The organism is Micromonospora sp. NPDC049274, assembly GCF_040678875.1.
In the GTDB taxonomy this organism is placed as follows: domain Bacteria; phylum Actinomycetota; class Actinomycetes; order Mycobacteriales; family Micromonosporaceae; genus Micromonospora.
This window is the reverse complement of record NZ_JBFAQS010000010.1, coordinates 17,156-41,714: the sequence shown is the minus strand read 5'-3', so window position 1 is coordinate 41,714 and position 24,559 is coordinate 17,156. Positions and strand designations below refer to the sequence as shown.

Below are 24,559 nucleotides of genomic sequence, written 5' to 3'. Positions count from 1 at the left end.
CGCGGGCGTGACATAGCTGACTTTGCTCAACAGAAGTCAGCTGGATAACGTTCCGATCGGCGAAGCACCGTCGCGCCGCACCGACCACGAACCTGGAGCACTCCCATGAAGATCGCTGGAAGCACGGCCCTCGTCACCGGCGCCAACCGGGGCTTCGGCCGACACCTGGCCGCCGAACTCGTCGCCCGGGGCGCGACGGTCTACGCCGGCGCCCGCAACCCCGACAGCGTCGACCTGCCCGGCGTCACGCCCGTGCGCCTCGACATCACCGACCCCGCCTCGGTGGCCGCCGCCGCGCAGCTCGCCGGCGACGTGAACCTGCTGATCAACAACGCCGGCATCGAGACCGGCACCGATCTCCTCGACGGCGACCTGAAGCTCGTCCGGCTGGAGCTGGAGACCCACTACCTCGGCAACCTGTCGATGATCCGCGCGTTCGCGCCGGTCATCACCGGCAACGGCGGCGGCACGATCCTCAACGTGCTCTCCGCGCTGTCCTGGGTCAACTTCCCGAACGTCGGGGCGTACGGCGCCGCGAAGTCGGCCGAGTGGGCGATGACCAACGCGCTGCGCGTCCAGCTCGCCGAGCGGGGCGTCCGGGTGTCCGGCCTGCACGTCGGCTACATGGACACCGACATGACCGCCGGGGTCACCGCCGCGAAGTCCGACCCGGCGGTGATCGCCCGGATCGGCATCGACGGCATCGAGGCCGACGCGTACGAGATCGTCACCGACGACACCAGCCGGCAGGTGCAGGCCGGGCTCGCCGGCGGGGTCGCCGCGCTCTACCCGCAGCTTCCCTGAGCCGCGACGCCACGGCCGTGATCGGGCCGCCGCCGGGATCCCGGCGGCGGCCCATCCTCGGGTACGCGGTCAGCTCCCTCCACGCCCCCGGCCCGTCATCCGTCGCTCAGCAGCCACCGCAGCTGTAGAAGAGGATGTCCCAGTGGCTGCCCTCCTTGGTGTAGAGGTTGCCCGAGGCCGCCCGGTACTGGTAACCGAAGCCTGCGATGTAGCCGACATAGGTGTAGTTCGCCGAGATGTAGTTCTGGATGCAGGTGCTCAACGCGATGTCCAGCTTGTAACCGGTCCAGTGGCTGTAGGTGCCCCCGGCGTGCCCGACCTCGGTGCCGGCGGTGATGGTGACCGCGCAGCCGCTGGCCCGCTTGAAGGTGATGATGCCGTCGATGGTGGCCTGCCGGACGCCGTCGAACGAGGTGCAGGTGGCCACGTTGCGGTCGCTGCAGTTGCCGCTTGAGGTCCAGGAGATGCCGGCGGCGCGCAGCTGCGAGGTGGCGCTGGAGTGGCTGATCGCGAAGGCCGGGGCGGCCAGGCCGAAGGTGGCGCCGACCGTGGCGAGGGTGGCCACGAGCAGCGTGCGCACGCGGCGGCGCAGGGTGGATCGGGTGTGTGACATGGGACTCCCGTTCGCGTGGGGGCGGAATTCTGCGAATCAGGGGCCGGCCTTGAAAGATTTCTACCAGAGATAGACACCCGTGACTAGACGTCGGGTGGGGGCCCGTGCCCCCACCCGACGTCTCCTCAGCTCGCCTGCAGTGTCACGTCGTCGATCACGAAGCTGGTCTGCAACGACGAGTCCTCGGTGCCGGTGAACTTCACTGTCACCGTCTGCCCGGCGAACCCGGCCACGTTCACCGTGCGCTGGGCGTAGCCGGTGGCGGCGTTGAGGTTCGAGTACGTCGCCACAGTGGTCGAACCCACCTGCACGACGAGCTTGTCGTACGCCGTGGAGGTGGTGGTCTCGGCCGTGTCGATGTGCAGCCAGAACGACAGCGTGTAGCTGGCGCAGCCGGCCGGGATGGTCACCGACTGGGACAGGGTGTCGGTGTGGCTGCCGCCGTACCCGTCGAGCCACGCCTTGTACGACCCGGTCCGGGCAGGCTGGCCGCTGTCATTGGTGATCACGCCGGAGCTGGCGGTCCACGGCGTGCTGCCGCTCTCGAAGCCACCGTTGCCGACCACCTGCCCGCCGGCGCAGCCACCGGTGCCGGTCACCGTGAGGGTGAGGCTCGCGGTGCGGGTGACCGATCCGGTGCCGGTGACCGTGACCGTGACGGTGCCCGTCGCCGCGCTGGCCGACGCGGTCAGGGTCAGCGTGGCCGACCCACCGGACGTCACGGATGACGGGCTGAAGGAGATGCTCACCCCGCTGGGCGCGCCCGAGGCGGTGAGGCTGACCGTCTGCGCCGAGCCCGAGGTGGTCGCGGTGGTGACGGTGGCGGTGGTGCTGGCGCCCCGGGCGACGGTACGGGCGGTGGGGCTCACCGCCACGGAGAAGTCGTTGGTCGGGGTGCCACTGCCCACGGCGAGTTGCCAGAGCGCGTACGCGACGCCGTCGGCCGCCCGGTTCAGCACCGTGGCACTGACGTTGGCGGTGGTGTCGCAGGAACGGTGGTAGCACGAGTCGTAGGCGGCGTTGGCGGTGCCGCCCCACTTGGCCGCCTGGCTGCTGCTCTTGCGGGCGCTCGCGCCCGCGGCGTACCCGGAGGTGGGGATGCCGGCCTGCTGGAAGTAGTAGTCGTCGGAGCGGCCCTGACCCTCGACGTTCTCCTCCGGTTGCAGCCCCAACGAGTCCCAGTACGCCTTCAGCGGCGCCGCCGTCGTGGAGCTGACCCGGTTGATGAAGTAGCCACCGTTCGTCGAGCCGACCATGTCGAAGTTGTAGTAGCCCTTGATGTAGCCGCGCTGGGTGCTGGAGAGCGAGTTGACGTAGAACCGGGAGCCGTTGAGCCCCTGCTCCTCGTCGGTCCACCAGGCGAAGCGCACCTTCTTCGTCATTGTCGGGTTCTGCGCGGCGAGGACCAGCGCGTTCTCCAGCAGGGTGGCCGAACCGGAGGCGTTGTCGTTGATGCCCGGGCCGGCCGAGACGCTGTCCAGGTGGGCGCCGAACATGACCACCTGGTCGGCCGGACCGCCGGGCCACTCGGCGATGAGGTTGTTCGAGGGGTACGTGCAGCTGGAGCAGGTCTGCTCGCTGACGGTGTAGCCGGCCGCCTGGAGCCTGCTCTTCACGTAGCTGACCGAGGCGGTGTAGCCGGCCGAGCCGGCCCGCCGGTTGCCGCCGTTGCTGCTGGCGATGGAGTTGAACTGGGTCAGGTGCGCCTGGACATTGGTGACGGAGATGTCCGGCGCCGCCAGGACGGCGGCGGACCCGGCGGTCGGCCGGGTCGCTGTCGTCGCGGCGGAGGGTGACGCGCTCACCGGCTGGGCGGCCAGCGTCACCGTCATCCCGGCGAACACGGCGAGCGCGATTCCCGCGCTCAGCGTTCTGCCTCTCATGGGGGCTCCTCGGGGGTTGGAGGGATAACCGAGACACTTACAGAGATCTATGTCTTCGGCATCGGACGTTCGTCCCGAACCCCCGCCGGTTCGACGATGGGTACCGGCGTCGGCACAGGTGAGTAGAGGTGCCAGGATGGGTAGGTAACGCCAGCAGGGGTCGTCGGGCCCGGAACGGGGGGCTTGCGATGAGGCCGGGTCGAGCGTGACACGACCCCGCACCGACCTGTTCGACGACGGGGGCGACACCGGTCGGCTGATGGCGGAACTGGACTGGGCCGACACCCCGCTGGGCGCGGTGTCGAGCTGGCCGCAGAGCCTGCGTTCCGCCGTGCGGGTGGTGCTCTCCTCCCGTTACCCCATGCTCCTGCTCTGGGGCGAGCGCCTCTCCCAGCTCTACAACGACGCGTACTCCGCGCTGATCGGCGACAAGCACCCCGCCGCGCTCGGCGACGACGTGCGGGTGACCCTGGCCGAGGGCTGGGACGTCCTCGCCCCCCTGATCGAGCAGGCCATGACGACAGGGGTGGCCAGTTGGGTGCCCGCTCTGCAACTCCTGCTGGAGCGCGCCGGCTACCGCGAGGAGGCGTACTTCAGCGTCTCGCACGCCCCGGCCCGCGACGACGACGGCCGCACCGTCGGCGTGCTGACGGTGTGCAGCGAGGTCACCGAGCAGGTCGTCGGCGAACGGCGACTGCGACTGCTGCGCGACCTGAGCCTGCGCGGCGACGGGCGCACCGTCGACGTCGACGCCACCTGCGCCCGGCTGATCGACGCGATCGGCGGCCACCCGCTGGACGTGCCGTTCGCCGCGATCTACCTACGTGACGGCGCGGTGCTGCGTCGGACGGCCCGCACGGGCGGTGCCCCCACGGTGGCCGGGGCGCTGCCGGACGTCGTCGACATGGCCGACCCCAGCCCGGCGGCCCGCGCCTGGGCGCTGGCGGACGCCGCGCAGGGTCGAGCCGTCGACGTGACAGGCATCGCGGACCGACTGCCCGTGCCCGCCGGCCCGTGGGGCGATCCCACCCGCACCGCGCTGGCGCTGCCACTGCCCTCGGCCGCCGACGACCAGCCGCTCGGCGTCCTGCTGGCCGGCGTGAGCCCCAACCGGGAGCTGGACGAGGCCTACCGCTCCTTCTACCAGTTGCTCACCCAACAGGTCTCCGTGGCGGTCCGCAACGCGAAGGAGTACGAGCAGGAGCGGCGCCGGGCCGAGACGTTGGCCGAGCTGGATCGGGTGAAGACCACCTTCTTCACCAACGTCAGCCACGAGTTCCGTACTCCGCTGACCCTCATGCTCGGGCCGCTCGCCGACGCGCTCGCCGACACCGGCGCGCCGCTGGCGCCTGCGCAGCGGGAGCGGGTCGAGACCGCCTGGCGCAACGCCACCCGGCTGTTGACCCTTGTCAACAGCCTGCTCACCTTCTCCAGCCTGGAGGCGGGCCAGGCTCGCAGCGATGCCCGCGAGGTCGACCTTGCCGCCCTCACCGCCGAGTTGGCAAGCGTCTTCCGGGCCGCCGTCGAACGGGCCGGCCTTGCCCTGGAGGTCGACTGCCCGCCGCTACCCCGGCCGGTCACCGTCGACCCGGTCAACTGGGAACGCATCGTCACCAACCTGCTGTCAAACGCCCTGAAGTACACGTTCCTCGGCCGCATCCGGATCGCGGTGCACGCCGACCACGACGAGGTACGACTCACCGTCGCCGACACCGGAATCGGGATCTCCGAGGCGGACCTGCCGAAGCTCTTCGAGCGCTTCCACCGGGTGCAGGGCGCGCGCTCGCGCAGTCACGAGGGCACCGGCATCGGCCTGGCCCTGGTGCACGAGCTGGCCCGGCTGGAGGGCGGCGAGGTCCGGGTGACCAGCAAGGTGGGTGCGGGCACCACCTTCACCGTGGCCCTGCCGTGGTCGGCGGCGCGGCGTACGACAACGGCCGGGCCAGCGTCCAACGGACATGGAGGCGCGGCCCGCGCCGCCGTCGCGGAGGCGGTGGGCTGGCTGACCGACCCGGCCGGCGGCGTCGCCGAGCCCGCCGTGGCTCCCGGCCCGGCCACCGACGAGCTGGCAGGCGCCCGGATCCTGGTGGCCGACGACAACAGCGACATGCGCGCGTACCTGAGTCGGCTGCTCGCCGCTCAGGGTTGGCGGGTGCGGTCGGTCACCGACGGCCGGCAGGCCCTCGACGCGATCCACCGGGAGCCGCCGGACCTCGTGCTCACCGACGTGATGATGCCGGTGCTGGACGGCTTCGACCTGGTCCGTCGCCTGCGCGCGGACCCGGCGACCCGGGCGCTGCCCGTGTTGGTGCTCTCCGCGCGGGCGGGCGAGGAGGCCAGCGTGGTGGGTCTCAGCCTCGGCGCCGACGACTACCTGGTGAAGCCGTTCGCCGCCGCGGAGCTGATCGCCCGCATCCGGACCGCCATCCGCCGTGCCCGCACCGACCCGTCCGGCGACGACCCCGCCGCACCGGCCGGCGACGACCCCGCCGCACCGGCCGGCGAAGATGCCACCCGACCGGCCGCCGACGACAGCCCGAGCACGGTCGACGCCCCGGGGCCGAGGCGAACCGCCGGGGTCACCGCCGGCGCGCCCGCTCCGCCAGCGGCGGAGCCCACCGGGAGCGCGCCCGCCGTGCGCTCCGCCGCCGAGCCGGCCGACGCGGGACCGGCCAACGGGAAGAGGGCCGCCGCCGAGCCGGCCGACCCGGGACCGGCCAACAGGGCACCGGCCAACCCGGGACCGGCCGGCGGCGGACTGGCCGGCGCGTCCGCGGTCGGCACGGCCGACGGCGGGCTCGGCGACACCCTGGCGGTGGAATGGACGTACCCGTCGGTGTCCACCTCGGCGGCCGCCATGCGTCACGACGTCCGGCTGGCGTTGGCCGAGGTGGACGTCCACGCGGACGTGTTGGAGGATCTGCTGCTCGCCGCGTCGGAGGCGATGAACAACGCCGTCGAGCACGCACAACGACCCAGTCGCCCCGAGGTGCGGGTCCGGCTCCAGGTCGGTGGCGACCGGGTCCGGATCTCGGTGCGCGACTTCGGCACCTGGCGGGACCGCCGGCCGGCCATGGACCGGGGCCGGGGCGCGCTGTTGATGAACGCCTACGGCGACGTACGACTGGTCTCCACCGGCGAGGGCACGACGGTGACCATCGAGCGCAGGCTGACCGATCCGGCCTGATTCACCGCCGCCGGCGTCTCAGAGCCGCCGGCCGTCCGGGGCCCGGGCGATGATGCCGTCCAGCCGCTCCCCCGGCGTGAGCGTGGCCGGGTCGAACCAGAAGATCACCACCTGCTTGTCCATGCTCCAGCGCGCCAGCCGGGCATCGATCTGCCGACCGTCCACCGTGCCGATGATCCGCTCGGCGGGGCCGACGAAGTAGCCGAAGGTGGGCGTCGGCACGGCCGACGAGCGCTCGTCGTAGCCGATCTGGTGGAACCCGGGGCTGCGGTCGGCGCCCTCGACGTCGTTGACCACGATGTCGGTCCGCAACGTGCCGTCGGGGGCGCGACGACCGGCGGCCAACCCGATGGTCACCTTGGGTGCGCCGGGCACCGACACCGCGACGACGTAGCAGACCCGCCAGTCGACGCCCTGCCGCACCCCCGTGTCGATCACCTGGCCCAGGGGCTTCGGACCCGGCAGGTCGCGGGCCATCGTCGGCGGTGGCGTGGGCTCCCGCGACGTGGACGGCGACGCCGAAGTCGACGGCGCGACGGCGACCGAGGGCGGCGCGACGGCGACCGGTGGTGCGGAACCGGTCGGTGCCGTACCGCCCGGGCCGGACGCGTCGACCGCCACCACGGCGACGGCGGCCAGCCCTGCCACGAGCGTCGCCGCAGCACCGCCGGCAATCCGCCGACGGATACGCAGCCGCCGTCCCGCACGCATGACGGCGGCCAGGTCGAGCGTGGCATCCGGGCGTTCGGTCACCCGCATGGCGTGGCGGAGCCGATCCAGCTCGCTCATCGACGCGCCTCCTCGTCGGCGGTGCGGGGCACGGCGGTACGCAGCTTCTCCAACGCGCGCGAACTGGTGCTCTTGACGGTGCCGACGGATACGGCGAGCTCCCGGGCCACCTGCGCCTCCGGCAGGTCGAAGTAGTAGCGCAGCACGACGATGGCCCGCTCCCGAGGACTGAGCGCACCGAGGATGGTGACCAACCAGCGCCGGGTCGTCACATCGTCGGCCACGTCGCCACGCCGCTGTTCCGGCACCTCCTCGGTCGGGTACTCCCGCATCGGCCGCCGCCACCGATCCACCAGGTGGTTGACCAGGGTGCGACGGGCGTACCCGTAGGCGTCGTCGTCGTGGATCCGCGACCACGACGCGTAGGTGCGGACCAGCGCGGTCTGCGCGGCGTCCTCGGCCTGGTGGTGGTCGCCGGTCAGCAGGAACGCGGCGTGCACCAGTCGCGCGGACGCCGCCCGCGCGAACTCGACGAACTCCGCGTCACCCCGCGCCACCGCGAACCCTCCCCCGTGCCACACCGCTACAGACGGGCGAGAGCCCGCAAAGGTTGAGTCCTCGCGAGGTCAACCTTTTGCCGGTCTCGCCCGTCTTCTCTCCCGCGTCGCCGCAGACCGGCACGCGAGGGGAGAGGAACATGTCGACGAAGGCTACCCGTCGGGGGTACCGAGCCTCAGCGGCGTTACTGCTGGCCGTGGCGCTGCTCACCGCGTGTGGCCGGCCCGCCGCCGGCAACGGGCCGGCCGGCGGTTCCGCGGCCGGACCGGACTCCACCGGCCTGCCGCCGGCGGTCGCGGCGGGACGGCCGGCGGGAACGGCCGGGAGCGGCGGCGTCGCGACGGCGGCGCCCACTGTCGTACCGGTTCACTATCCCGCCACCGGCAGTAACCGCTGGTCGGTGGCCGCGGCCGAGACGACGGGTGGAGGAGGGAGCAGGGGTCAGTTGCTGCGCTACCGGGTCGCCGTGGAGCGCGACATCCGGGGCCTCACGGCCGGCGACATCGCCACGGCCGTCTCCGCCACGTTGAACGACAGGCGCGGATGGACGGCGGACGGGACGTGGCGGCTGCGCCGGGTCGGTGCCACCGAAGCGACCGACTTCACCATCTACCTGGCGACCCCCGGCACCCGTGACACCCTCTGCCAGGACCAGCCGGACGGCTACACGTCGTGCCGCAACGGTGCCCGGGTGGTGCTCAACGTGGCGCGCTGGGTCACCGGGGTGCCGGGCTACGGCGCGAGCCTGGCCACCTACCGGCAGTACATGGTCAACCACGAGGTCGGGCACAAACTCGGGTTCGGTCACGAACGCTGCCCGGGGCGGGGCCGGCCGGCGCCGGTGATGCAGCAGCAGACGTTGGGCCTGCACGGGTGCCGCGCCGGGGCCTGGCCCTACCCGAACGGCACGACCCGCTACGGCGGGCCGGTCGGGGCGTACGACGACGAGATCCCACGGCGCGAGGGCGCCTATCCGGCGCATTGACCCCGACGACCGGGAGGCCGTACGTCAGGTGCCGCGCCGGCGCTCCTGCTCGAGTCGCTCATCCAGGCGACCCAGCTCGTAGATGCCGTTGAGGGTGGTCGGCAGGCGACGGACATTGTCCGGCCCGGGGTCGGGATCCGGCTGCCGGGCGGGATCCGGCTGCGGAGTGGGATCCGGTGTGGGAGCGGCGGAGGATTCGGGAGCGCGGCGACGCAGGAGCAGCAGCGCCAGCACCGCCAGGACGGCCGCGACCAGCAGGTAGGACACGGGCGGCCAGCCACCGCGGGCGGGGCTGGCGAGCGTCGGCGGGACCTCGGACGCTGGGGTGTCACCGGTGCGCTGGGGCACGGCCGCGTCCTGGGCGTCGGTGCCGGAGCCACCGGCCGGGCGGTCGGGGGTGGCCGGACCCCGGACACCGGCCGACGACCCGGCGGGCACGGCGGGCGCCGCCGGGCTGGGCTGGCCGGTCGCGGGTGGCCGGCCCGGCGCGGACGTCACGGTGGGGGTGACGCTAGGCGTCGGCGTCGCACTCGGCGCACCGTGACCGCCGAGCACACCGTCGACGATGCGGCCGACGCCACCGAGGATGTCGCCGACCGGGCCCGAGGTGGCCGACGGGGACGGCGTGGGCGCGAGGGCGAGGGTCAGGACGAGGGCGGCGACGGCAGGCACAGGCTCACCTCGAAGGTGTCGACTGTCCGGCACAGTACCGCATGGTGGGACGGCGTGGGTGACCCGGCCACGCCGTGGCTGGGGAGGGTATCCGGACTTCACGCGCTCCCCTGCGGTCGTCCGACGACCGTCGGCCACTGTTACCCGGCGGTTACGCGGCGGCGAAGCGCGCGTGCCACGAGAGGACGACCGTGACGGCTGAGGGTCACCGGCAACGCTGCCGCGACGTGGCCCCGGCATCGAACGGAGAGATCACCATGAGGATCAGGAGCACACTGACCGCGTTGGCGGTAGTCGTCGCCGGTCTGGTCGCCAGCGCGGGCAGCAGCACCGCGGCGGGCACCACGACCGGATCGGCGTACTGCGGGATCACCTGGGGCAGCGGCGAGAAGTCGGCCGGCGCGCTGAGCGACGCCCCGCTGGTCGGCGTACGGACCGGGCGACAGGACTGCTACGACCGGGTGGTGTTCGAGTTCGCCGGCCCGGTCGACGGTTACGCGGTCGGCTACGGCGAGACGTGGACCGAGGGCGAAGGGCTGGCGCTGTCGCCGTACACCGCCGGGGACGCGCTGCTGCGGGTCTCGCTGCGGGCCCCGGCGTACGACGACGAGCACCAGGGCACCGTGCCCTACGCGGTGGGCGAGCACATCGCGAACGTGCTGCGCTGTTCGACGCTGCGCGACGTCGTCTTCGGCGGCAGCTTCGAGGGCTACAGCACCTTCGCGGTAGGCGTACGGGCCCGGTTGCCGTTCCGCACGTTCACGCTCGCCGGCCCCGGCGCGCACAGCCGCGTCGTGCTGGACGTCGCCCACCAGTGGTGAGCGGAACCGCCCACTAATCATGGTGGGGGCGGCGGGCCGTGCTGAACCGTCGTTGGTAGGCGGCGGGGCTGATCGACAGCTTCCTGGCGAAGACCCGCCGCATGCTCTCGTAACTGGGGAACCCGGCGAGGGTCGCGGCCTGCGTCGCCGTGTGGCCCTGGTCGAGGAACGCCCGGGCCAGGTCGAATCGGATGTTCTCCACGTAGCGGGCCGGTGTCGTGGACAGCTCGTCGTGGAAGAGCCGGGTGAGGTGCCGGGTGCTCACGTTGAGGTGTTTGGCGAGCTCACCGAGCGAGTGGTCCCCGCGGGGGTTCGCGGTCACCATGTCGGCGATCCGCCGCAGCGCCGGCGAGCGGGGCGGCGGGCCCTGCAGCGGCGCGGAGAACTGGGACTGGCCGCCCGCTCGCTGCATGTACACCACCAGGGCGCGTGCGACCTCGCGCGCCACGTCGGGCCCGTGGTCCTCTTCGACGAGAGCGAGGGCCAGGTCGATGCCGGCCGTCACCCCCGCCGAGGTGTACGTGCTGCCGTCGCGCACGTAGATCGCGTCGGGCTCGACGCGGCAGGTCGGATGCCGGGCAGCCAACTCGTGCGCGACCTGCCAGTGCGTGGTGGCGCGCTTGCCGTCGAGGATGCCGGCAGCCGCGAGGACGAACGCCCCGGTGCAGATCGATGCGACCCTTCCGGCCACCGCCGCCGGTCTCCGTGCGGCCTCGGCCAGGTCGGCGGGGACGTGGGCGCGCGGATAGTGGTCGGACCCGGCAACCAGCAGCGTGTCGAAGGCCGGCTCGGAGGAGACGGCGCCGTCGACCGCCATCCGAACGCCGAGACTCGACGTGACGTCCGCGCCCGTCGGCGACAGCAGCACGATTCGGTAGTCGGCGCCGAAGCGGTTCGCCTCCTTGAACACCTCCGCCGGACCTGCGACATCCAGCAGCGTCACTCCGTCGTAGACGAAGATCGCGACGCGGTGGGGCGGCATGGACACCGGGTATTGGTAGCACGCCACTACCGGAGATGACGGTGATCCTCATGGAGCCGTAGCCCACCTCGCGACTTCCCCGTCCGGATGTGAGTGGTTCCTGGCCGGATGAGGGCGGCAGCGTACGACGATCGGTGGGCAGCATGGAGGCCACCAGGACGTTCGCACATCACGCCGGGAAGGTCGGAGGGCATGTCAGAGGTCATCGCGGGGTTCGAGATTCCCGATACGGCGGCGGTCGCCGAAGCGACCAGGCACATCCGGGAGACGACCAGACCGCTCATCTATCACCACTCCCGACGGGTCTTTCTGTTCGGCCTGACGCACGCGCACAGGCTCGGCGTGAAACCGGATCCCGAACTGCTCTATCTGGCGTCCATGTTTCACGACAGCGGTCTCCTGACACCGTTCTCCGACGTCGAACAGCGCTTCGAGGTCGACGGCGCCGACCACGCGCGGAAATTTCTGCTCGACCGGGGCTTCTCGACGGCCGCCGCCGAGACCGTCTGGACCGCGGTCGCCCTGCACACCACACCGGGCATCCCCGACCGGATGGGCCCGGAGATCGCCACCACCTACCTCGGCGTCCTGACCGACGTGCTCGGCCTCGGCCTGGACGAGCTGAACCACGATCAACTGGACGAGATCCTCGCCGTTCATCCCCGCGGGGACTTCAAGAACGAGTTCCTGCGGGCCCACCTCGACGGGCTGCGGAACCGCCCGGACACCACGAACGGCACCGTGAACTCCGACATCCTGCAACACTTCATCCCCGATCTCGATCGCGTGACGACTGTCGAGCGGATCGTCGGCTCACCCTGGCCGAGCTGACCGGACGCGGGCTTACGCGGTCGGCGTCACGCGGCGGCCAGGCGTCGGGCCCGCACCGCCGGCCACACCGACGAACCGTTCGAAAGGACTCGATCATGCGAGCGATCACCGTGCACGACCGTGACGCGGGTGTCGACGGGCTCACCCTCACCGACATGCCGTACCCGCACGCCGCGGAGAACGACGTCATCGTGCGCGTGCACGCCGCGGGCTTCACCCCCGGCGAGCTCGACTGGCCGGCGACGTGGACCGATCGTGCCGGCCGCGACCGGACACCCAGCATCCCCGGGCACGAGGTGTCCGGAGTCGTCGTCGAGCTGGGCTACGGGACCACAGGTCTCACCGTGGGTCAGCGGGTGTTCGGACTGACCGACTGGGCGCGCAACGGATCCCTGGCCGAGTACACCGCGGTGGAGGCTCGCAACCTCGCTCCGCTCGCCGCCGACATCGACCACACCGTGGCCGCGGCGCTGCCCATCTCCGGACTGACGGCGTGGCAGGCGCTGTTCGACCACGCCCACCTCACGACCGGTCAGACCGTCCTCGTCCACGGCGTCGCCGGCGGGGTCGGCTCGATCGCCGTCCAGCTCGCCCGCGAGGTGGGCGCCCACGTGATCGGCACCGGCCGCGCCGACGACCGCGAACTGGCTCGCACCCTCGGCGCGCAGACCTTCGTCGACCTGGACGCCGAGGGCCTGGAGCACGTCGGTGAGGTGGACGTGGTGCTCGACGTCATCGGCGGCGACATCCTCCGGCGGTCGACCGAACTGGTACGCCCGGGCGGCACCCTCGTCACCATCGCCGCGCCGCCCACCGTCCAGCCGAGGGACGGGCGTGCCGTCTTCTTCGTCGTCGAACCCGACCGCGCCCGGCTGGCCGACCTCGTCCACCGCGTCCGGACCGGGCGGCTCAAGCCCGTCGTCGGCGCCGTACGGCCGCTCTCCGAAGCGGCCGCGGCGTTCGTCCGACACCGCCGCACCCCGGGCAGGACGATCATCCGCATCGCGGAGGAACACGGCACGCCATACCCGAGTACGGACAACGGGGCAGCTCAGCCAGATCGTCAGTAGTTCACGTAGGCGGTGAGGGCTCGGTGCTCGGAGTACTCGCCGCCGGTCATCGAGGGCGTGACGGTCGCGACGTTACTGAAGCCGGTGCCGCTCTTGACCAGCAGGAAGTCGATCCGCCGGCTGCCGTTGGTGTCGTACGTCGAGGAGCAGTCGCGGCTGCCGCACTTCTCCGCGATCGGGTCGCGGTACCCGTCGGCCTTGCCGTCGTTCCACCATCCCGCGTCCTCGGGCTCGGCGTTGGCGTCACCTGCGACGATCTTCAGGCCGCCGCCGAGGCGGTCCATCGCCTCGTCCGCCTCCTTGATGTTCTCGTCGGCGCACATGGGGCCGTGCCAGGTGTTGGTCGGCCAGTGGATCGACGCCACCGAAACGTCCTCGTTGCGGACGTTGTCGTGCAGCCGAACGGCGACGTTGTGCACGCGGTCCTGGCTGCTGCGGGTGGGTTCGAGGTTCTGGCACCCGCCGGTGCCGGCGTCGTAGTCCTCGGGGGCGTCGGACCGCCAACGGGTGGCGTCCTCGAAGGTGAACCGGTCGGACCGGTAGATGACCGCGTTGGTCTGCTGGTTCTTCAACCTGCCGCAGGTGCTGGTGTAACCCATCGAACCCGGGCTCGCGATCGCGATCTGCCCGGTGTACGTGCCGGGCAGCTCGTCGGAGAGGCGCTGCGTCAGGGTGTTGAGCTGCGTCTGGTTGGACACCTGTTGCACGGTGAAGATGTCCGGGCTCAGCGGCCGACCCTTGATGTAGGTGATCAGTCGGTCCCAGCTGTAACCGTCCGCGCAGGAGCTCGGCAGCCAGTTCTCGATGTTGTTGTTGTAGACCACCAGGTAACTCGCTGAGGTGTTCACGGCGGCCTGGGCTCCGGTGGAACTGACGACGCTGATCGCCGCGGTCGTGAGGGCCGTGGTGAGCACGGCGACGGTGCCGCGCAGGATGCGGCTACTACGGATGGACACGTTCGCTCCTCTGTATACCGGTGTGGAGAGCCAGTGAGCCGCAGAGCGTGCGCTGGTACCTCCCAGGTCCGCTCGGGACTGACTGCCGGTCCATCGTCGGTCCCCCGGTTGGCCGGGCCGTTACGGCCAAGGTAATAGTCGCCGGCCGGGTTCCGCGCACCTGTCGACCGATCGATGTCGGAGGGCGCGATGGCGTGGATGTGGTAGCCCCAGTCCCCCTGCGCCGGCGTTCGCAGCCATGCGGCGAAGCCGACCGTACGCAGTCGACGCAGCACGTCCGGCTCCCTCCTGGTCAGGACGAATGCGGTGTCATCCGCGTCGAAGCCTTCGGGCATCGAGGTGCACTCCACGTGTTGAGCGCCGCCGCGTCACAGCGGCGGCGGTTGGGTTTCGTACAGGAAGAGGGGCCGGTGCCTCAGGCGAGGTCGGCCGCCTCCAGTGCGGTGCAGCAGGTGTCGACGATGAGACGGGTGACGGTGTACGGATCGACGTTGGCGTTGGGCCGACGGTCCTCGATGTAGCCCTTCCTGTCGATCTCCACCTGCCACGGAATGCGGACGGAGGCGCCCCGGTCGGAGACGCCGTAGCTGTACTCGCTCCAGGGCGCCGTCTCGTGGGCACCGGTAAGGCGGGCCTCGACACCGGCGCCGTAGCTGCGGATGTGCTTCAGGGGCTTGTCGCCCCGACCGAGGGACTCGCAGGCCTCGATGATCGCGGCGTAGTTCTCGCGCATCGCGCCGGTGGAGAAGTTGGTGTGGGCGCCCGCGCCGTTCCAGTCACCCCGCGCGGGCTTGGGCTCCAGGGTGGCGGAGATGCCGAAGTCCTCGGCCGTGCGGTGCAGCAGCCAACGGGCGATCCAGAGCTGGTCGGCGACCTCCAGCGGCGACAGCGGGCCGATCTGGAACTCCCACTGGCCGGGCATGACCTCGGCGTTGATGCCGGAGATGGTCAGGCCGGCGGCCAGGCAGTTGTCCAGGTGCTTCTCGACCACGGCGCGGCCGTAGATCTCGTCCGCGCCGACACCGCAGTAGTAGCCACCCTGCGGGGCCGGGTAGCCACCGTCGGGGAAGCCCAGGGGACGGGAGCCCTGGAAGAACGTGTACTCCTGCTCGATGCCGAACAGGGGCTGCTGGGCCGCGAACCGGTCGGCCACCGGGCGCAGCAGGGCCCGGGCGTTCGACTCGTGCGGAGTGCCGTCGATATTGAACACCTCGCACAGCACCAGCAGGTGTGCCCCACCCCGGATCGGGTCGGGGTAGGTGGCGACCGGCTCCAGGACCCGGTCGGAGCTGCGGCCCTCGGCCTGGTTGGTGCTGGAGCCGTCGAAGCCCCAGGTACCCGGCTCGACGCCGTCGGCGATGATCTTCGTCTTCGACCGCAGCTTCGCGGTCGGCTCGGTGCCGTCGATCCAGATGTATTCAGCCTTGTACGCCATGTGTCTCTTTCTCCTGTGAACGGGCCGGATGGCCAGTCGAAATCGTGATCGGACGAGTGCGTGGCTCAGACCGCCGCGAGCGGCGCGTCCGTTCGCACGGGGTGGGTGTCCGCTGCCGGACTCGCAGCGCGCAGCGCCGACGTGAGCACCGTGACGACGCGATCGTGTGCGCCTCGCTCGGCGTCGTAGAGCGGGGTGCCTCCCCAGCGGTCCCGCAGAGTTGGGTCGGCCCCGCGGTCCAGGAGGTACTGGACCACGTCGAGGTTTCCCTCGGAGGCGGCCAGATGCAGCGCCGTACGTCTGTCGTAGTCGGCGGAGTCGGGGTCCTTTCCCGCCGCCAGCGCGAGCCGGACGTACTCCAGATCACCGTGGCTGGCGGCCCACAGCAACCGCGTGGTCGACGCCACCTCCTCCTCGTTGCGCCCGCGCCGCGGGTCGCGTTTGCCGGAGTCCTCGCCGGTGGCCAGGGAGTCGTAGACATGGAAGTTGAACCGGTTGACGAGGGCCTCGCAGAAGGCGACCCCTCGGACGGAGTTGCCCAGCGCGTCGAGGCGCGGCGACCAGACGCAGATCCCCAGCACGCCGGGAACCACGATCATGAGTCCGCCCGAGACGCCGCTCTTCGCCGGCAGACCGATCGTGAAGGCGAACTCCCCGGAGTAGTCGTACATCCCGCACGACGACATCAGGGACAGGCACTTGCGTACGGTGTCGGCCGAGAAGATCCGCTCCCTGGTGAGGGGATTGACGCCGCCGTTGGCAAGCGAGGCGGCGACAACCGACAGCGACCGTGCGTCGACCTCGATCGAGCAGCACTGGAAGTAGAACTCCAGCGTCTCGGTGAGGTCCGTCCCGTCCGGGAAGGCACGGTGCTCACGCATGAAGTAGCCGAGGGCGAAGTTCCGGTCGGCCGTACGGCGTTCCGAGAGGTAGACGGCGTTGTTGAACCCGACCGCCCCGCCACCGGCCAACCTGCGCCACGTCTCAGCAACGTGGTCGAAGCGGTCGGCCATCTCCCAACTGGGGCGCAGCAGCGAGCAGCACATGATGGCCCCAGAATTGATCATCGGATTGTGCGGGAGCCCTTCGCTGTTCAGCGTCAGCTCGTTGAACCCGCGACCGCTGGGCTCCCGCCCCACATGTCGGTGGACCTGCTCGGCGCCGTGCTGTTCCAGCGCGAGACAGTAGTTGATGGGTTTGCAGACCGACTGGACGCAGAAGACACTCTCGGCGTCTCCCAGCGCCAGGCGCTGCCCATCGGTGGTGCACAACGCGATCCCGAACTTCTCCGGATCGACGCGGCCCAGTTGCGGGATGTAGTCGGCGACCTGGCCCTCGTCGACACCCCGGAGCCCTTCGTAGATCGCGAATATCTCCGCTCGGAGCGCGGCGAAGTCCGGAATGACGAGATCCCCGCGAAGCGACTTCTCGATGACGCCGCCGCCCGCCCTGCACAGTGCGATGAAGCGGGTCAGGTCCAGGCGTGCCGGCCCCTCGGCGCCCACTGCGGGACGCAGCTCGCCCCAGACCTGGGCCAGACGCGGATCAGCCTCCGAGATCCCCGACGCGCGCAGCCGGTTGGCAAGGTCGGTCAACGAGACAGTGCCCTGCGGGTCGACGGTGAAGGAGGCGAACAGTTTCCCGTATTCACCGGCTACCGAATCGTCGGTGGATGACGTTGTGCCGGGGCTGCCCGACCACGCCTGCTCGATGCGACGGGCCGTGGTCCGGGGTTTCTTGATCGTGGGCATGACGTGGCTCGACCACTCCGTAGAAAGTTTGTGTCAATGCGGCCACCGGCGTAGTTACTCGCGCCTCAAGGCATTCGGCCGGCCAGCCTCGCACATTCGAAAGGCTACGGGGGGCCAGTGCACATTCGCTTGATTCCGACTGACCAACGGCAGGTCAGAGGGTACGCATCGACATCGGTGCCGAGCCTTGCCTCTCGTCAACTATTCGTAAACCACGGGCACGTACAACTACCAAGCCCGTGACGGGCCTCATCCTCGGCCCAGGAATGTTCACGGCGAACCAGGGCACGTGAGAGTCAACTGATGAGGCAAGGAGTGGACATGACACGGGTACTGATGGTGTTGACCTCGCACGACCAGTTGGGCGACACCGGGCACAAGACCGGCTTCTGGCTCGAGGAACTGGCCGCGCCCTACTACCGGTTCCGCGACGCGGGGTGGGACGTGTCGCTCGCCTCGCCCCGGGGCGGCCGGGCACCCCTGGACCCGAAGAGCGACGAGCCGGACTTCCAGACCGACCAGACCCGCCGGTTCACGGCGGACGCCGAGGCACAACGCCAGCTCGAGACGACGGTACGGCTCGACTCGGTGTCCGTCGACGACTTCGACACCGTGTTCTACCCGGGCGGCCACGGCCCCCTCTGGGACCTCGCCGAGGACAACGACTCGATCAGGCTGATCGAGCAGGTCGTCGCGGCGGGCAAGCCGATCGCGCTGGTGTGCCACGCTCCGGGCGCGTTGCGGCACTGCGCGACGTCCGAGGGCAAGCCCCTGGTCGCCGGGAAGCGGGTCACCGGGTTCACCGACAGCGAGGAGGAGTACATGGGCCTGACCAAGGTCGTGCCCTTCCTCGTCGAGGACGAGTTGGTCGCCAAGGGTGCCGAATTTTCCAAGGCGGGCAACTTCGAGTCCTACGTGGTGAGCGAAGGGCTGCTCATCACCGGCCAGAACCCGGCTTCCTCGGGTCCGGCGGCGGATCAGCTGATCTCGCTGGTGAGCCGGGCCGGCGCGTAACCTCGATCGTCTCCGTCCGGCGGGACCACTGTGCGGGCCCGCCGGACGGTCGACACCGATCGGAGACCAGGCTCAGCTGGCCCGTACGGCGTGCACCGCGGAGACCGCGGCGGCGCCTTCACCGACAGCGGTGGCCACCCGCTTGGTGGAGCCGGAGCGGATGTCGCCGACCGCGAAGACACGGGGGGCGCTGGTCTGGAACGGCAGCGGCGCCTGGTGCGTGCCGGAAGGCAGCCGGCTGTCGGTCAGCACGAAACCGTTGTCGTCAGTGGCGATGCCCTTCATCCAGTCCGACGCCGGGTCGGCGCCGATGAAGCAGAACAGGCCTCGGCAGACCAGCCTCTCGCGCTCGCCCTCTGCCGCCACGACGATCGCCGCCAGTGTGTCGTCACCCTGAAGCTCTCGCAGGGTGCTGCGGGTGTGAACGCGGATCTGCGGATGGGCGTGAATCCGGTCGGCCAGGTACGTCGACATCTTCGCCCCGAGGTCGGCTGAGCGCACCACCAGATGCACGGTGCAGCCGCGTGCGGCCAGGGAGAGGGCCGCCTGCCCTGCGGAGTTGGCTCCGCCCACGACCGCCACCGGCTGCGACTCGTAGCCGCGCAGGTCCAGCTCGGTCGCGGCGTACCTGATGCATCCGCTCTGCTCGAACTCCGCCCAGCGCTCGATGTCCAGGCGGCGGTACCGCGCTCCGGTGGCGGCGACGACCGCGGACGTCTCGATTCGGGTCCCGTCCGCCAGCTCCACGACGGGCCGCGACTCGTCCGAGACATCGAGGCCGACCACCGCGCAGGGCGCGTAGATCTGGACGCCGAACTTCAGCGCCTGGATCATCGCCAGCCGGGTCAACTGCTCGCCGCTGACACCTGCGGGAAAGCCCAGGTAGTTCTCGATCCGCGCGCTCTTGGCCGCCTGGCCGCCCAGGCCGGCGCCGTCCAGCAACACGGTGACGAGGCCCTCGGACGCGCCGTAGACCGCAGCGGCCAGCCCCGCCGGCCCGGCGCCGACCACGATCAGGTCTGGGTTGCGCGCCGTGGCGACGTAGGTCAGGCCGAGCGCCTCCGCGACAGTGCCCGGGGTGGCGCGATGCAGTACCCGGCCGGCCGTGACCGCGACCGGAAGGTCGTCCTCGCCGACGCCTGCCGTCCGCATGAGCTCCCGCCCGGCCGGCGAGGCCGCGTCGAGCCAGGCGTGCGGCAGGAGCATCTGGGTCACGTACGTGCGCAGCTCCAGCGATTCCGCCGCGTGCGGCCGACCGACGATCTCCAGGGCGTTGCCGGCGGCACCGCGCATCAGTTCACGCCGAGCGCGGAACGTCTCGATCAGGACGTCGGCGATGTCGACCTGCTCGGCGAGCACGCGGCGCAGTTCCGGGGCCGAGATCCGGACGACAGTCCCGGCCGTGACGACACGGACCGTGAGGAAGACCTGCTGCCCGGTCAGGAGACTCAGTTCGCCGAGGAACTCGCCTGGTCCGCGCCGGTAGATGAGGCGCTCAGGCTCCAGCGCCGTCGCGTCGCGGACCGCCTCCGCGGTGGCCGTCCGCAACAGGAAGAAGTCGTAGGAGTTGTCGCCGGCGGCGTACAGATCCTGTCCCGGCTGGACCTCTTCCTCGGTGCCGTAGCTGGCGAGGCGGTCGAACTGCTCCGCGTCGAGGACAGGGCCGTCGGCGTCTGCGGTGCTCATGCTCGAACGATAGGTTTCGCATGTTGACGACAAGTGGATCCTCGGCCGGCGGGCCCGGTAACCCTCCACTCGCTGTCCACCACGTCACGTCATTCGAGCGAGATTCATGCTCCGCGAGACACCACCTAGCCGCGGGAACCCGCCTCTGCATCCGCCTCGTCGGCCAGGTGCCAGACCTCCCGCATCGGGGCCCACCAGTCTCCCGAACCGGGTTCGGCCACCGATTCCTGGCACGGGTCGGTCAGCTTCCACCACTCCTGCGTCTGCGGATCGGCGGCGATGTGCCGCAGGTCGGCCTCGTAGTCGTCGCCGACGTACTCGTAGTAGCCGAAGAGCAGGTCGCCGTGGAGGAAGATGGTGTAGTTGCGGAAGTTCGCCTCGCGCAGCGTCTTCTCGACGCTCGGCCAGACCTCGGCGTGTAGGCGCAGGTAGGTCTCCCGGTGCTCCGGGCGAAGCCGGATCACGCAGCCATGACGTTGCACGTCGTGTCCTCTCAGGTGAACGGGTCACGCGGTGGCGGCGGTCCGGGCGGGTCGGCCATCGCTGTTGGCGACCCGATGGTAGCCGTTGCCAAGATCGTGGAGCACCCCCCGGAGGTCGAGGACCACCGTTCCCATGTCACCGCCCCGACCGGCCGCCGACACCGACCGTTTCGCCAGGGCCGCGCAGCGTCGCGGCGGGTCTACCCTCAGATGGTGGAGGGCCGCGTACTGGTGGTCGAGGACGACGCCTCCATCCGGGAGGTCACCGCCCTCGGCCTGCGTCGCGCCGGTTTCCGGGTCGACACCGCCGTCGACGGGCGGCAGGCGCTGCTGACCTGGCGAGCCCACCCGGTCGACGCGATCGTGCTCGACGTCATGCTGCCCGGCCTGGACGGCCTGGAGGTCTGTCGGGAGATCCGGCGGACGAGCCAGGTGCCGATCCTCATGCTGACCGCCCGCACCGACACGCTCGACGTGGTGGTCGGCCTCGAGTGCGGCGCCGACGACTACCTGCGCAAACCCTTCGACCTGCCCGAACTGGTGGCCCGGGTCCGCTCGGTGCTGCGGCGGGCGAGCGCGCCTGTCGGTTCGCACACCATCGCCGTCGGCGACCTGGAGATCGATCCGGGCGGTTTCGTGGTACGCCGCGACGGCCGGGAGGTGACCCTGACCTCCACCGAGTTCCGTCTGCTGCTCGAGCTGGCCCGACGCCCCGGCCAGGTCTTCACCCGGGATCTGCTGCTGGACCTGGTCTGGGACCACCGTTTCCTGGGCGACTCGCGGCTCGTCGACGTGGCGGTGCAGCGGCTGCGCGCCAAGGTCGAGGACGACCCGGCGCACCCACGGCGCATCCGCACCGTGCGCGGCGTCGGCTACAAGCTGTCCACGGGCTGACGGGAGGTCGGCGATGGCCGGACGAGCGGTGGCACCGGGCCGCCTGCGGCGCCGGCTGACGATCGCGTTCGTGCTGGTCGCCGGGGTGTCCGCCGGACTGCTCGCCGGTGGGGCCGGGCTGCTGCTGCGGCAGTCCTGGTTGGACGCCTCGCTGCACCAGGCCGCCGCCGACGCCCGCTACCAGCTCCTGCTCGCCGGCGAGTTCCTGCCCCTGACCGAGCAGCGCGGCACGGAGCTGCTCACCAGCTTCGAGGGCAGTGGCCGGCACGTCCTCCTCGTCGACGGCCCCGTCCGCCCCTCCCACCCGGCGTACGCTCCCGCCCTGGGCGCGCGACTGCGGGCGGCGGTCGCCGACGGGCAGCTCGCCTACCAGCGTTCGACGCCGGCCCAGCGACCCCGACTGCTGGTGGTCGGCGGACGCATCCCCGGCTCGACCGCTGAGCTGTACGTGATCACCGTGGAGGACGACATCGCCGCCGACCTGGGTCAGGTGCGCACCGCGCTGCTGGCCGGCTGGGTGCTCGTCGTGCTGGTCGCCGCCGGGGTGGGTCACCTCCTGGCCCGGCGCACCCTGGAGCCGGTGGGTCGAGCCAGCCGCGCCGCCCGGTCACTCACCGAGGGGCTGCTCGCCACCCGTCTGCCGGTACGCGGGCGCGACGAGTTCAGCGTCTGGGCGGCGTCGTTCAACGAGATGGCCGAGGCGCTGGAGTCGAAGATCGCCGCCCTGTCGGCCGCACAGGCCCGTGAGCGGCGGTTCACCGCCGACGTGGCGCACGAGCTGCGTACCCCGGTGACCGCCCTGGTGGTCGCGGCCTCGCTGCTGGGCGAGCAGCTGGACCGGCTACCCGACGACGCCCGGCCGGCGGCGCGGCTGCTGGTGGGCGGCGTGGCCCGGCTGCGCCGCCTGGTCGAGGACCTCATGGAGGTCTCGCGGCTGGACGCCGGGCGGGAACGGCCGAGCGTCGAGCCGGTGGATGCGCCCGCGCTGCTGCGCGAGATCGTCGCGGCGCGCGGCTGGTCGGACCGCGTGCTGGTCATCGGCGACCCGGTGGCGCTGCGCACGGACCCTCGCCGCCTGGAGCGCGTCCTGGCCAACCTGGTGGTCAACGCGGTCGAGCACGGCGGCGGCGAGATCCGGGCGACAGTGACCGGGGCCGGCCCGCTCGTCGTCGTCGAGGTCACCGACCAGGGGCCGGGAATTCCCGCCGAGCACCTGCCGCACGTGTTCGACAGGTTCCACAAGGTCGACGCGTCGCGGTCCGCGCCGGGCAGCGGGCTCGGCCTGGCCATCGCCCGGGAGCACACCGCCCTGCTCGGCGGGGTGCTGAGCGTCCGCAGCGCGCCGGGCGCCGGCACTCGTTTCCGTCTGGAGCTGCCGGCGCTCGGCCCAGGCGGGCCACCCAGCGGCGTACCACGCCCGGCGGGGAACCCCGACGAGGACGCCGCGGCCGCCGCCGGCCCGTCGGAGGGTGTCGGATGAGCCGGCGCGGCGCGGTCGGGGTGGGCCGGCGCGGCGGGTGGCGCGCGGTGGGCGTGCCGGTGCTCGTCGCCGCGCTCCTGCTCGGCGCGTGCGGCACCCCCCGCTCCGGCGTCCTGGGCGCGGCGCCCACCGCGCCGCCGCCGAGCCCTCCACCCACAGCCCGCCCGTCGGCCGCGTCCACCCCGCCGAGCGGGCCGCCGACCGGGCCAACCCCGTCGGCGGCGGCCACCCGCACCGCGCCCCGTCCACCGGCACCGACGTCCGCCGGCACCCGCCGGCCCGAGCCGGTGACGATCGAGCTGTGGTACGTGCGGTCCGGCCTGCTCGTTCCCACCCGGCGCACCCGGCCGGCCACCGTCACCACGTCCCGGCTCGCGCTTACCGAACTGGCCGCCGGGCCCACGCCGGCCGAGGCCGCCACCGGCATGGTCACCCTTCTGCCGGCAGGTGTCGAGGTCACCCGGATCGCCGACGGCGTGGCGACGCTCGGTCCCGTCCCGTGGGGTGACGATCCGGCGGAGCGTCGGCGACTGCGCGAGGCGCAGGTGGTGTGGACGCTCACCCAGTTCCCCACCGTCCGGCAGGTCCGCTTTCCCGGCGGCGCGCCCGTCGGCCGGGCCGACTATCCGGACCTGCTCGCGCCGATCGTGGTCACCGCTCCGAGCGTCGGCGACCGGGTGACCGCCCCGCTCACCGTCACCGGCACCGCCGACGTGTTCGAGGCCACGGTGAGCATCCGGGTGCTGGACGCCGCCGGCCGGGAGGTGGCCACCGGCTTCGGCGCCGCCAGCTGCGGCAGTGGCTGCCGGGGCGCCTACCGGCTGGTGGTCGGCTGGCGCACGGCCCGGGAGCAGCACGGCACGATCGAGGTGTACGAGGTGTCCGCGCGCGACGGCTCCCGCACGCACACGGTCGCCGTGCCGGTGATCCTCGCGCCGAGCGGGAGTTGAGCACGGGGTTCACCCGCCAGACGTCAGGCAGAAACGTAATCGTTTCGTCGACCGAGTGCGACGCACCTCATAAAAGCCTGCGGAAACGGCCGGCCGCGAACTAGGGTCAGTACGACATCGTTTCACGGGGGGTCAACGGGTGCTGGATGGTCGACAGGTGAGCGCGGGAGCCGGAGTGCCGGCTGCCCGGGCCGCGCGGTGCACCGCCGACGACCTGTTCGCCGTGGTGATCGACCTGTTACGTGAGGTCGGCTACGACCGGATGACCATCGACGCCGTCGCCGCCCGGGCCCACATCAGCAAGGCCACCATCTACCGGCGCTTCGACGGCAAGGCCGAGCTGGTCGTCGCCGCCCTGAGCGACCGCCAGGTCGGCGTGCACAACCCGCCCGACACCGGCTCGCTGCGGGGCGACCTGATCGAGCTGCTGCGCGCCACCGCCGCCATCTGCGTCGCCGACTGCGACCTGATGCAGGCACTGACCTTCGCCATGCGGACCAGCCCGGAGCTGGAACGCCTGGTGCGCCACCAGGTGCTGCCCGCCGGGCGGGTGGCCAGCACCGCCGTCCTCGTCCGCGCCGCCGCCCGCGGGGAGATCCCCCCGGACGCCGGCGAACGGGAGCTGTTCCACGACCTGGCGCCCGCCCTCACCATGTCCCGCGTCCTCGCGCACGGGCTACCCGCCGACGACGCGTTCCTCACCCAGGTCGTCGACCAGGTGCTGATCCCGGTACTCCGCTACCAGCACGACCGCCCGTCCCAGGCCTGATCCATCG

At 71.6% G+C, this 24,559-nt stretch carries 22 protein-coding genes; 11 read left to right on the top strand and 11 right to left on the bottom strand.

Annotated elements, in window-relative coordinates; all coding sequences use genetic code 11:
• The first annotated feature begins 105 nt into the window (after positions 1–105).
• Complete coding sequence (locus AB0K10_RS19785) at positions 106–804, top strand: SDR family oxidoreductase (protein ID WP_363685387.1); 699 nt, start codon at positions 106–108, stop codon at positions 802–804.
• Positions 805–910: 106 nt separating this feature from the next.
• Here the strand turns inward: AB0K10_RS19785 and AB0K10_RS19780 are convergent, their stop codons facing one another.
• On the bottom strand, positions 911–1,417 hold the full coding sequence (locus AB0K10_RS19780; protein WP_363685385.1) for a hypothetical protein: 507 nt from the start codon (positions 1,415–1,417) through the stop codon (positions 911–913).
• Positions 1,418–1,542: 125 nt separating this feature from the next.
• A complete protein-coding gene (locus AB0K10_RS19775) occupies positions 1,543–3,300 on the bottom strand; it encodes a M28 family peptidase (RefSeq protein ID WP_363685383.1) in 1,758 nt (585 codons plus the stop codon).
• Positions 3,301–3,505: 205 nt separating this feature from the next.
• On the opposite strand from AB0K10_RS19775, the gene AB0K10_RS19770 reads away from it, so the two are divergent.
• Complete coding sequence (locus AB0K10_RS19770; RefSeq protein ID WP_363685381.1) at positions 3,506–6,487, top strand: ATP-binding protein; 2,982 nt, start codon at positions 3,506–3,508, stop codon at positions 6,485–6,487.
• An 18-nt stretch (positions 6,488–6,505) separates the two neighbouring features.
• Here the strand turns inward: AB0K10_RS19770 and AB0K10_RS19765 are convergent, their stop codons facing one another.
• Both AB0K10_RS19765 and AB0K10_RS19760 read right to left on the bottom strand, forming a co-directional pair.
• The gene (locus AB0K10_RS19765) at positions 6,506–7,276 is read right to left on the bottom strand and encodes a hypothetical protein (protein ID WP_363685379.1); all 771 of its coding nucleotides are present in this window, start codon (positions 7,274–7,276) and stop codon (positions 6,506–6,508) included.
• Positions 7,273–7,773 carry a SigE family RNA polymerase sigma factor gene (locus AB0K10_RS19760; protein WP_363685377.1) on the bottom strand — a complete coding sequence of 167 codons (501 nt, stop codon included), beginning with the start codon at positions 7,771–7,773 and terminating at the stop codon, positions 7,273–7,275. Before AB0K10_RS19760 ends, AB0K10_RS19765 begins: the two co-directional genes overlap by 4 nt.
• A gap of 140 nt (positions 7,774–7,913) precedes the next feature.
• Between AB0K10_RS19760 and AB0K10_RS19755 the strand changes: the two genes are divergently transcribed.
• Complete coding sequence (locus AB0K10_RS19755) at positions 7,914–8,759, top strand: DUF3152 domain-containing protein (protein ID WP_363685375.1); 846 nt, start codon at positions 7,914–7,916, stop codon at positions 8,757–8,759.
• Between the two features lie 24 nt (positions 8,760–8,783).
• Here AB0K10_RS19755 and AB0K10_RS19750 read toward each other — a convergent pair whose 3' ends face one another.
• A complete protein-coding gene (locus tag AB0K10_RS19750) occupies positions 8,784–9,431 on the bottom strand; it encodes a hypothetical protein (RefSeq protein WP_363685373.1) in 648 nt (215 codons plus the stop codon).
• A gap of 257 nt (positions 9,432–9,688) precedes the next feature.
• Here AB0K10_RS19750 and AB0K10_RS19745 point away from each other — a divergent pair, with 257 nt between their 5' ends.
• Complete coding sequence (locus AB0K10_RS19745) at positions 9,689–10,252, top strand: hypothetical protein (protein ID WP_363685371.1); 564 nt, start codon at positions 9,689–9,691, stop codon at positions 10,250–10,252.
• Between the two features lie 13 nt (positions 10,253–10,265).
• Here AB0K10_RS19745 and AB0K10_RS19740 read toward each other — a convergent pair whose 3' ends face one another.
• Positions 10,266–11,234: a GlxA family transcriptional regulator gene (locus AB0K10_RS19740; RefSeq protein WP_363685739.1), complete on the bottom strand. Its 969-nt coding sequence runs from the start codon at positions 11,232–11,234 to the stop codon at positions 10,266–10,268.
• A gap of 192 nt (positions 11,235–11,426) precedes the next feature.
• Between AB0K10_RS19740 and AB0K10_RS19735 the strand changes: the two genes are divergently transcribed.
• Positions 11,427–12,065 carry an HD domain-containing protein gene (locus AB0K10_RS19735; protein WP_363685369.1) on the top strand — a complete coding sequence of 213 codons (639 nt, stop codon included), beginning with the start codon at positions 11,427–11,429 and terminating at the stop codon, positions 12,063–12,065.
• A 95-nt stretch (positions 12,066–12,160) separates the two neighbouring features.
• Entirely contained in the window at positions 12,161–13,135 is a 975-nt protein-coding gene (locus AB0K10_RS19730; RefSeq protein WP_363685367.1) for an NADP-dependent oxidoreductase, read from the top strand.
• Here AB0K10_RS19730 and AB0K10_RS19725 read toward each other — a convergent pair.
• The 3 genes from AB0K10_RS19725 to glsA form a co-directional block, all read right to left on the bottom strand.
• Positions 13,129–14,091, bottom strand: a complete 963-nt coding sequence (locus tag AB0K10_RS19725; RefSeq protein ID WP_363685365.1) for a hypothetical protein — start codon at positions 14,089–14,091, stop codon at positions 13,129–13,131. The two genes, AB0K10_RS19730 and AB0K10_RS19725, sit on opposite strands and share 7 nt — an antisense overlap.
• Before the next feature lie 415 nt (positions 14,092–14,506).
• Positions 14,507–15,526 (bottom strand): glutamine synthetase, encoded by a 1,020-nt coding sequence (gene glnII / locus AB0K10_RS19720; RefSeq protein WP_363685363.1) that lies wholly within the window; start codon positions 15,524–15,526, stop codon positions 14,507–14,509.
• A 65-nt stretch (positions 15,527–15,591) separates the two neighbouring features.
• On the bottom strand, positions 15,592–17,277 hold the full coding sequence (gene glsA, locus AB0K10_RS19715) for a glutaminase A (protein WP_363685361.1): 1,686 nt from the start codon (positions 17,275–17,277) through the stop codon (positions 15,592–15,594).
• A 321-nt stretch (positions 17,278–17,598) separates the two neighbouring features.
• Between glsA and AB0K10_RS19710 the strand changes: the two genes are divergently transcribed.
• Complete coding sequence (locus AB0K10_RS19710) at positions 17,599–18,291, top strand: type 1 glutamine amidotransferase domain-containing protein (protein ID WP_363685359.1); 693 nt, start codon at positions 17,599–17,601, stop codon at positions 18,289–18,291.
• Between the two features lie 72 nt (positions 18,292–18,363).
• Here AB0K10_RS19710 and AB0K10_RS19705 read toward each other — a convergent pair whose 3' ends face one another.
• Both AB0K10_RS19705 and AB0K10_RS19700 read right to left on the bottom strand, forming a co-directional pair.
• Positions 18,364–19,977: an FAD-dependent oxidoreductase gene (locus tag AB0K10_RS19705; protein ID WP_363685357.1), complete on the bottom strand. Its 1,614-nt coding sequence runs from the start codon at positions 19,975–19,977 to the stop codon at positions 18,364–18,366.
• Positions 19,978–20,102: 125 nt separating this feature from the next.
• Positions 20,103–20,459, bottom strand: a complete 357-nt coding sequence (locus AB0K10_RS19700; protein ID WP_363685355.1) for an L-rhamnose mutarotase — start codon at positions 20,457–20,459, stop codon at positions 20,103–20,105.
• A gap of 213 nt (positions 20,460–20,672) precedes the next feature.
• Between AB0K10_RS19700 and AB0K10_RS19695 the strand changes: the two genes are divergently transcribed.
• The 4 genes from AB0K10_RS19695 to AB0K10_RS19680 all read left to right on the top strand — a co-directional run bounded on the left by AB0K10_RS19695 (position 20,673) and on the right by AB0K10_RS19680 (position 24,552).
• A complete protein-coding gene (locus AB0K10_RS19695; RefSeq protein WP_363685353.1) occupies positions 20,673–21,353 on the top strand; it encodes a response regulator transcription factor in 681 nt (226 codons plus the stop codon).
• 13 nt (positions 21,354–21,366) lie between these two features.
• Complete coding sequence (locus AB0K10_RS19690) at positions 21,367–22,833, top strand: HAMP domain-containing sensor histidine kinase (protein WP_363685351.1); 1,467 nt, start codon at positions 21,367–21,369, stop codon at positions 22,831–22,833.
• A complete protein-coding gene (locus tag AB0K10_RS19685; protein WP_363685349.1) occupies positions 22,830–23,783 on the top strand; it encodes a Gmad2 immunoglobulin-like domain-containing protein in 954 nt (317 codons plus the stop codon). Before AB0K10_RS19690 ends, AB0K10_RS19685 begins: the two co-directional genes overlap by 4 nt.
• Positions 23,784–23,940: 157 nt before the next feature.
• Positions 23,941–24,552, top strand: coding sequence for a TetR/AcrR family transcriptional regulator (locus tag AB0K10_RS19680; protein WP_363685347.1), 612 nt, complete (start codon positions 23,941–23,943; stop codon positions 24,550–24,552).
• Positions 24,553–24,559 lie beyond the last annotated feature (7 nt).

Coding starts and splice junctions, on each gene's coding strand:
- AB0K10_RS19785 (WP_363685387.1), top strand. CDS start 106: ATGAAGATCGCTGGAAGCACGGCCCTCGTCACCGGCGCCAACCGGGGC.
- AB0K10_RS19780 (WP_363685385.1), bottom strand. CDS start 1,417: ATGTCACACACCCGATCCACCCTGCGCCGCCGCGTGCGCACGCTGCTC.
- AB0K10_RS19775 (WP_363685383.1), bottom strand. CDS start 3,300: ATGAGAGGCAGAACGCTGAGCGCGGGAATCGCGCTCGCCGTGTTCGCC.
- AB0K10_RS19765 (WP_363685379.1), bottom strand. CDS start 7,276: ATGAGCGAGCTGGATCGGCTCCGCCACGCCATGCGGGTGACCGAACGC.
- AB0K10_RS19755 (WP_363685375.1), top strand. CDS start 7,914: ATGTCGACGAAGGCTACCCGTCGGGGGTACCGAGCCTCAGCGGCGTTA.
- AB0K10_RS19745 (WP_363685371.1), top strand. CDS start 9,689: ATGAGGATCAGGAGCACACTGACCGCGTTGGCGGTAGTCGTCGCCGGT.
- AB0K10_RS19740 (WP_363685739.1), bottom strand. CDS start 11,234: ATGCCGCCCCACCGCGTCGCGATCTTCGTCTACGACGGAGTGACGCTG.
- AB0K10_RS19735 (WP_363685369.1), top strand. CDS start 11,427: ATGTCAGAGGTCATCGCGGGGTTCGAGATTCCCGATACGGCGGCGGTC.
- AB0K10_RS19730 (WP_363685367.1), top strand. CDS start 12,161: ATGCGAGCGATCACCGTGCACGACCGTGACGCGGGTGTCGACGGGCTC.
- glnII (WP_363685363.1), bottom strand. CDS start 15,526: ATGGCGTACAAGGCTGAATACATCTGGATCGACGGCACCGAGCCGACC.
- glsA (WP_363685361.1), bottom strand. CDS start 17,277: ATGCCCACGATCAAGAAACCCCGGACCACGGCCCGTCGCATCGAGCAG.
- AB0K10_RS19710 (WP_363685359.1), top strand. CDS start 17,599: ATGACACGGGTACTGATGGTGTTGACCTCGCACGACCAGTTGGGCGAC.
- AB0K10_RS19705 (WP_363685357.1), bottom strand. CDS start 19,977: ATGAGCACCGCAGACGCCGACGGCCCTGTCCTCGACGCGGAGCAGTTC.
- AB0K10_RS19690 (WP_363685351.1), top strand. CDS start 21,367: ATGGCCGGACGAGCGGTGGCACCGGGCCGCCTGCGGCGCCGGCTGACG.
- AB0K10_RS19685 (WP_363685349.1), top strand. CDS start 22,830: ATGAGCCGGCGCGGCGCGGTCGGGGTGGGCCGGCGCGGCGGGTGGCGC.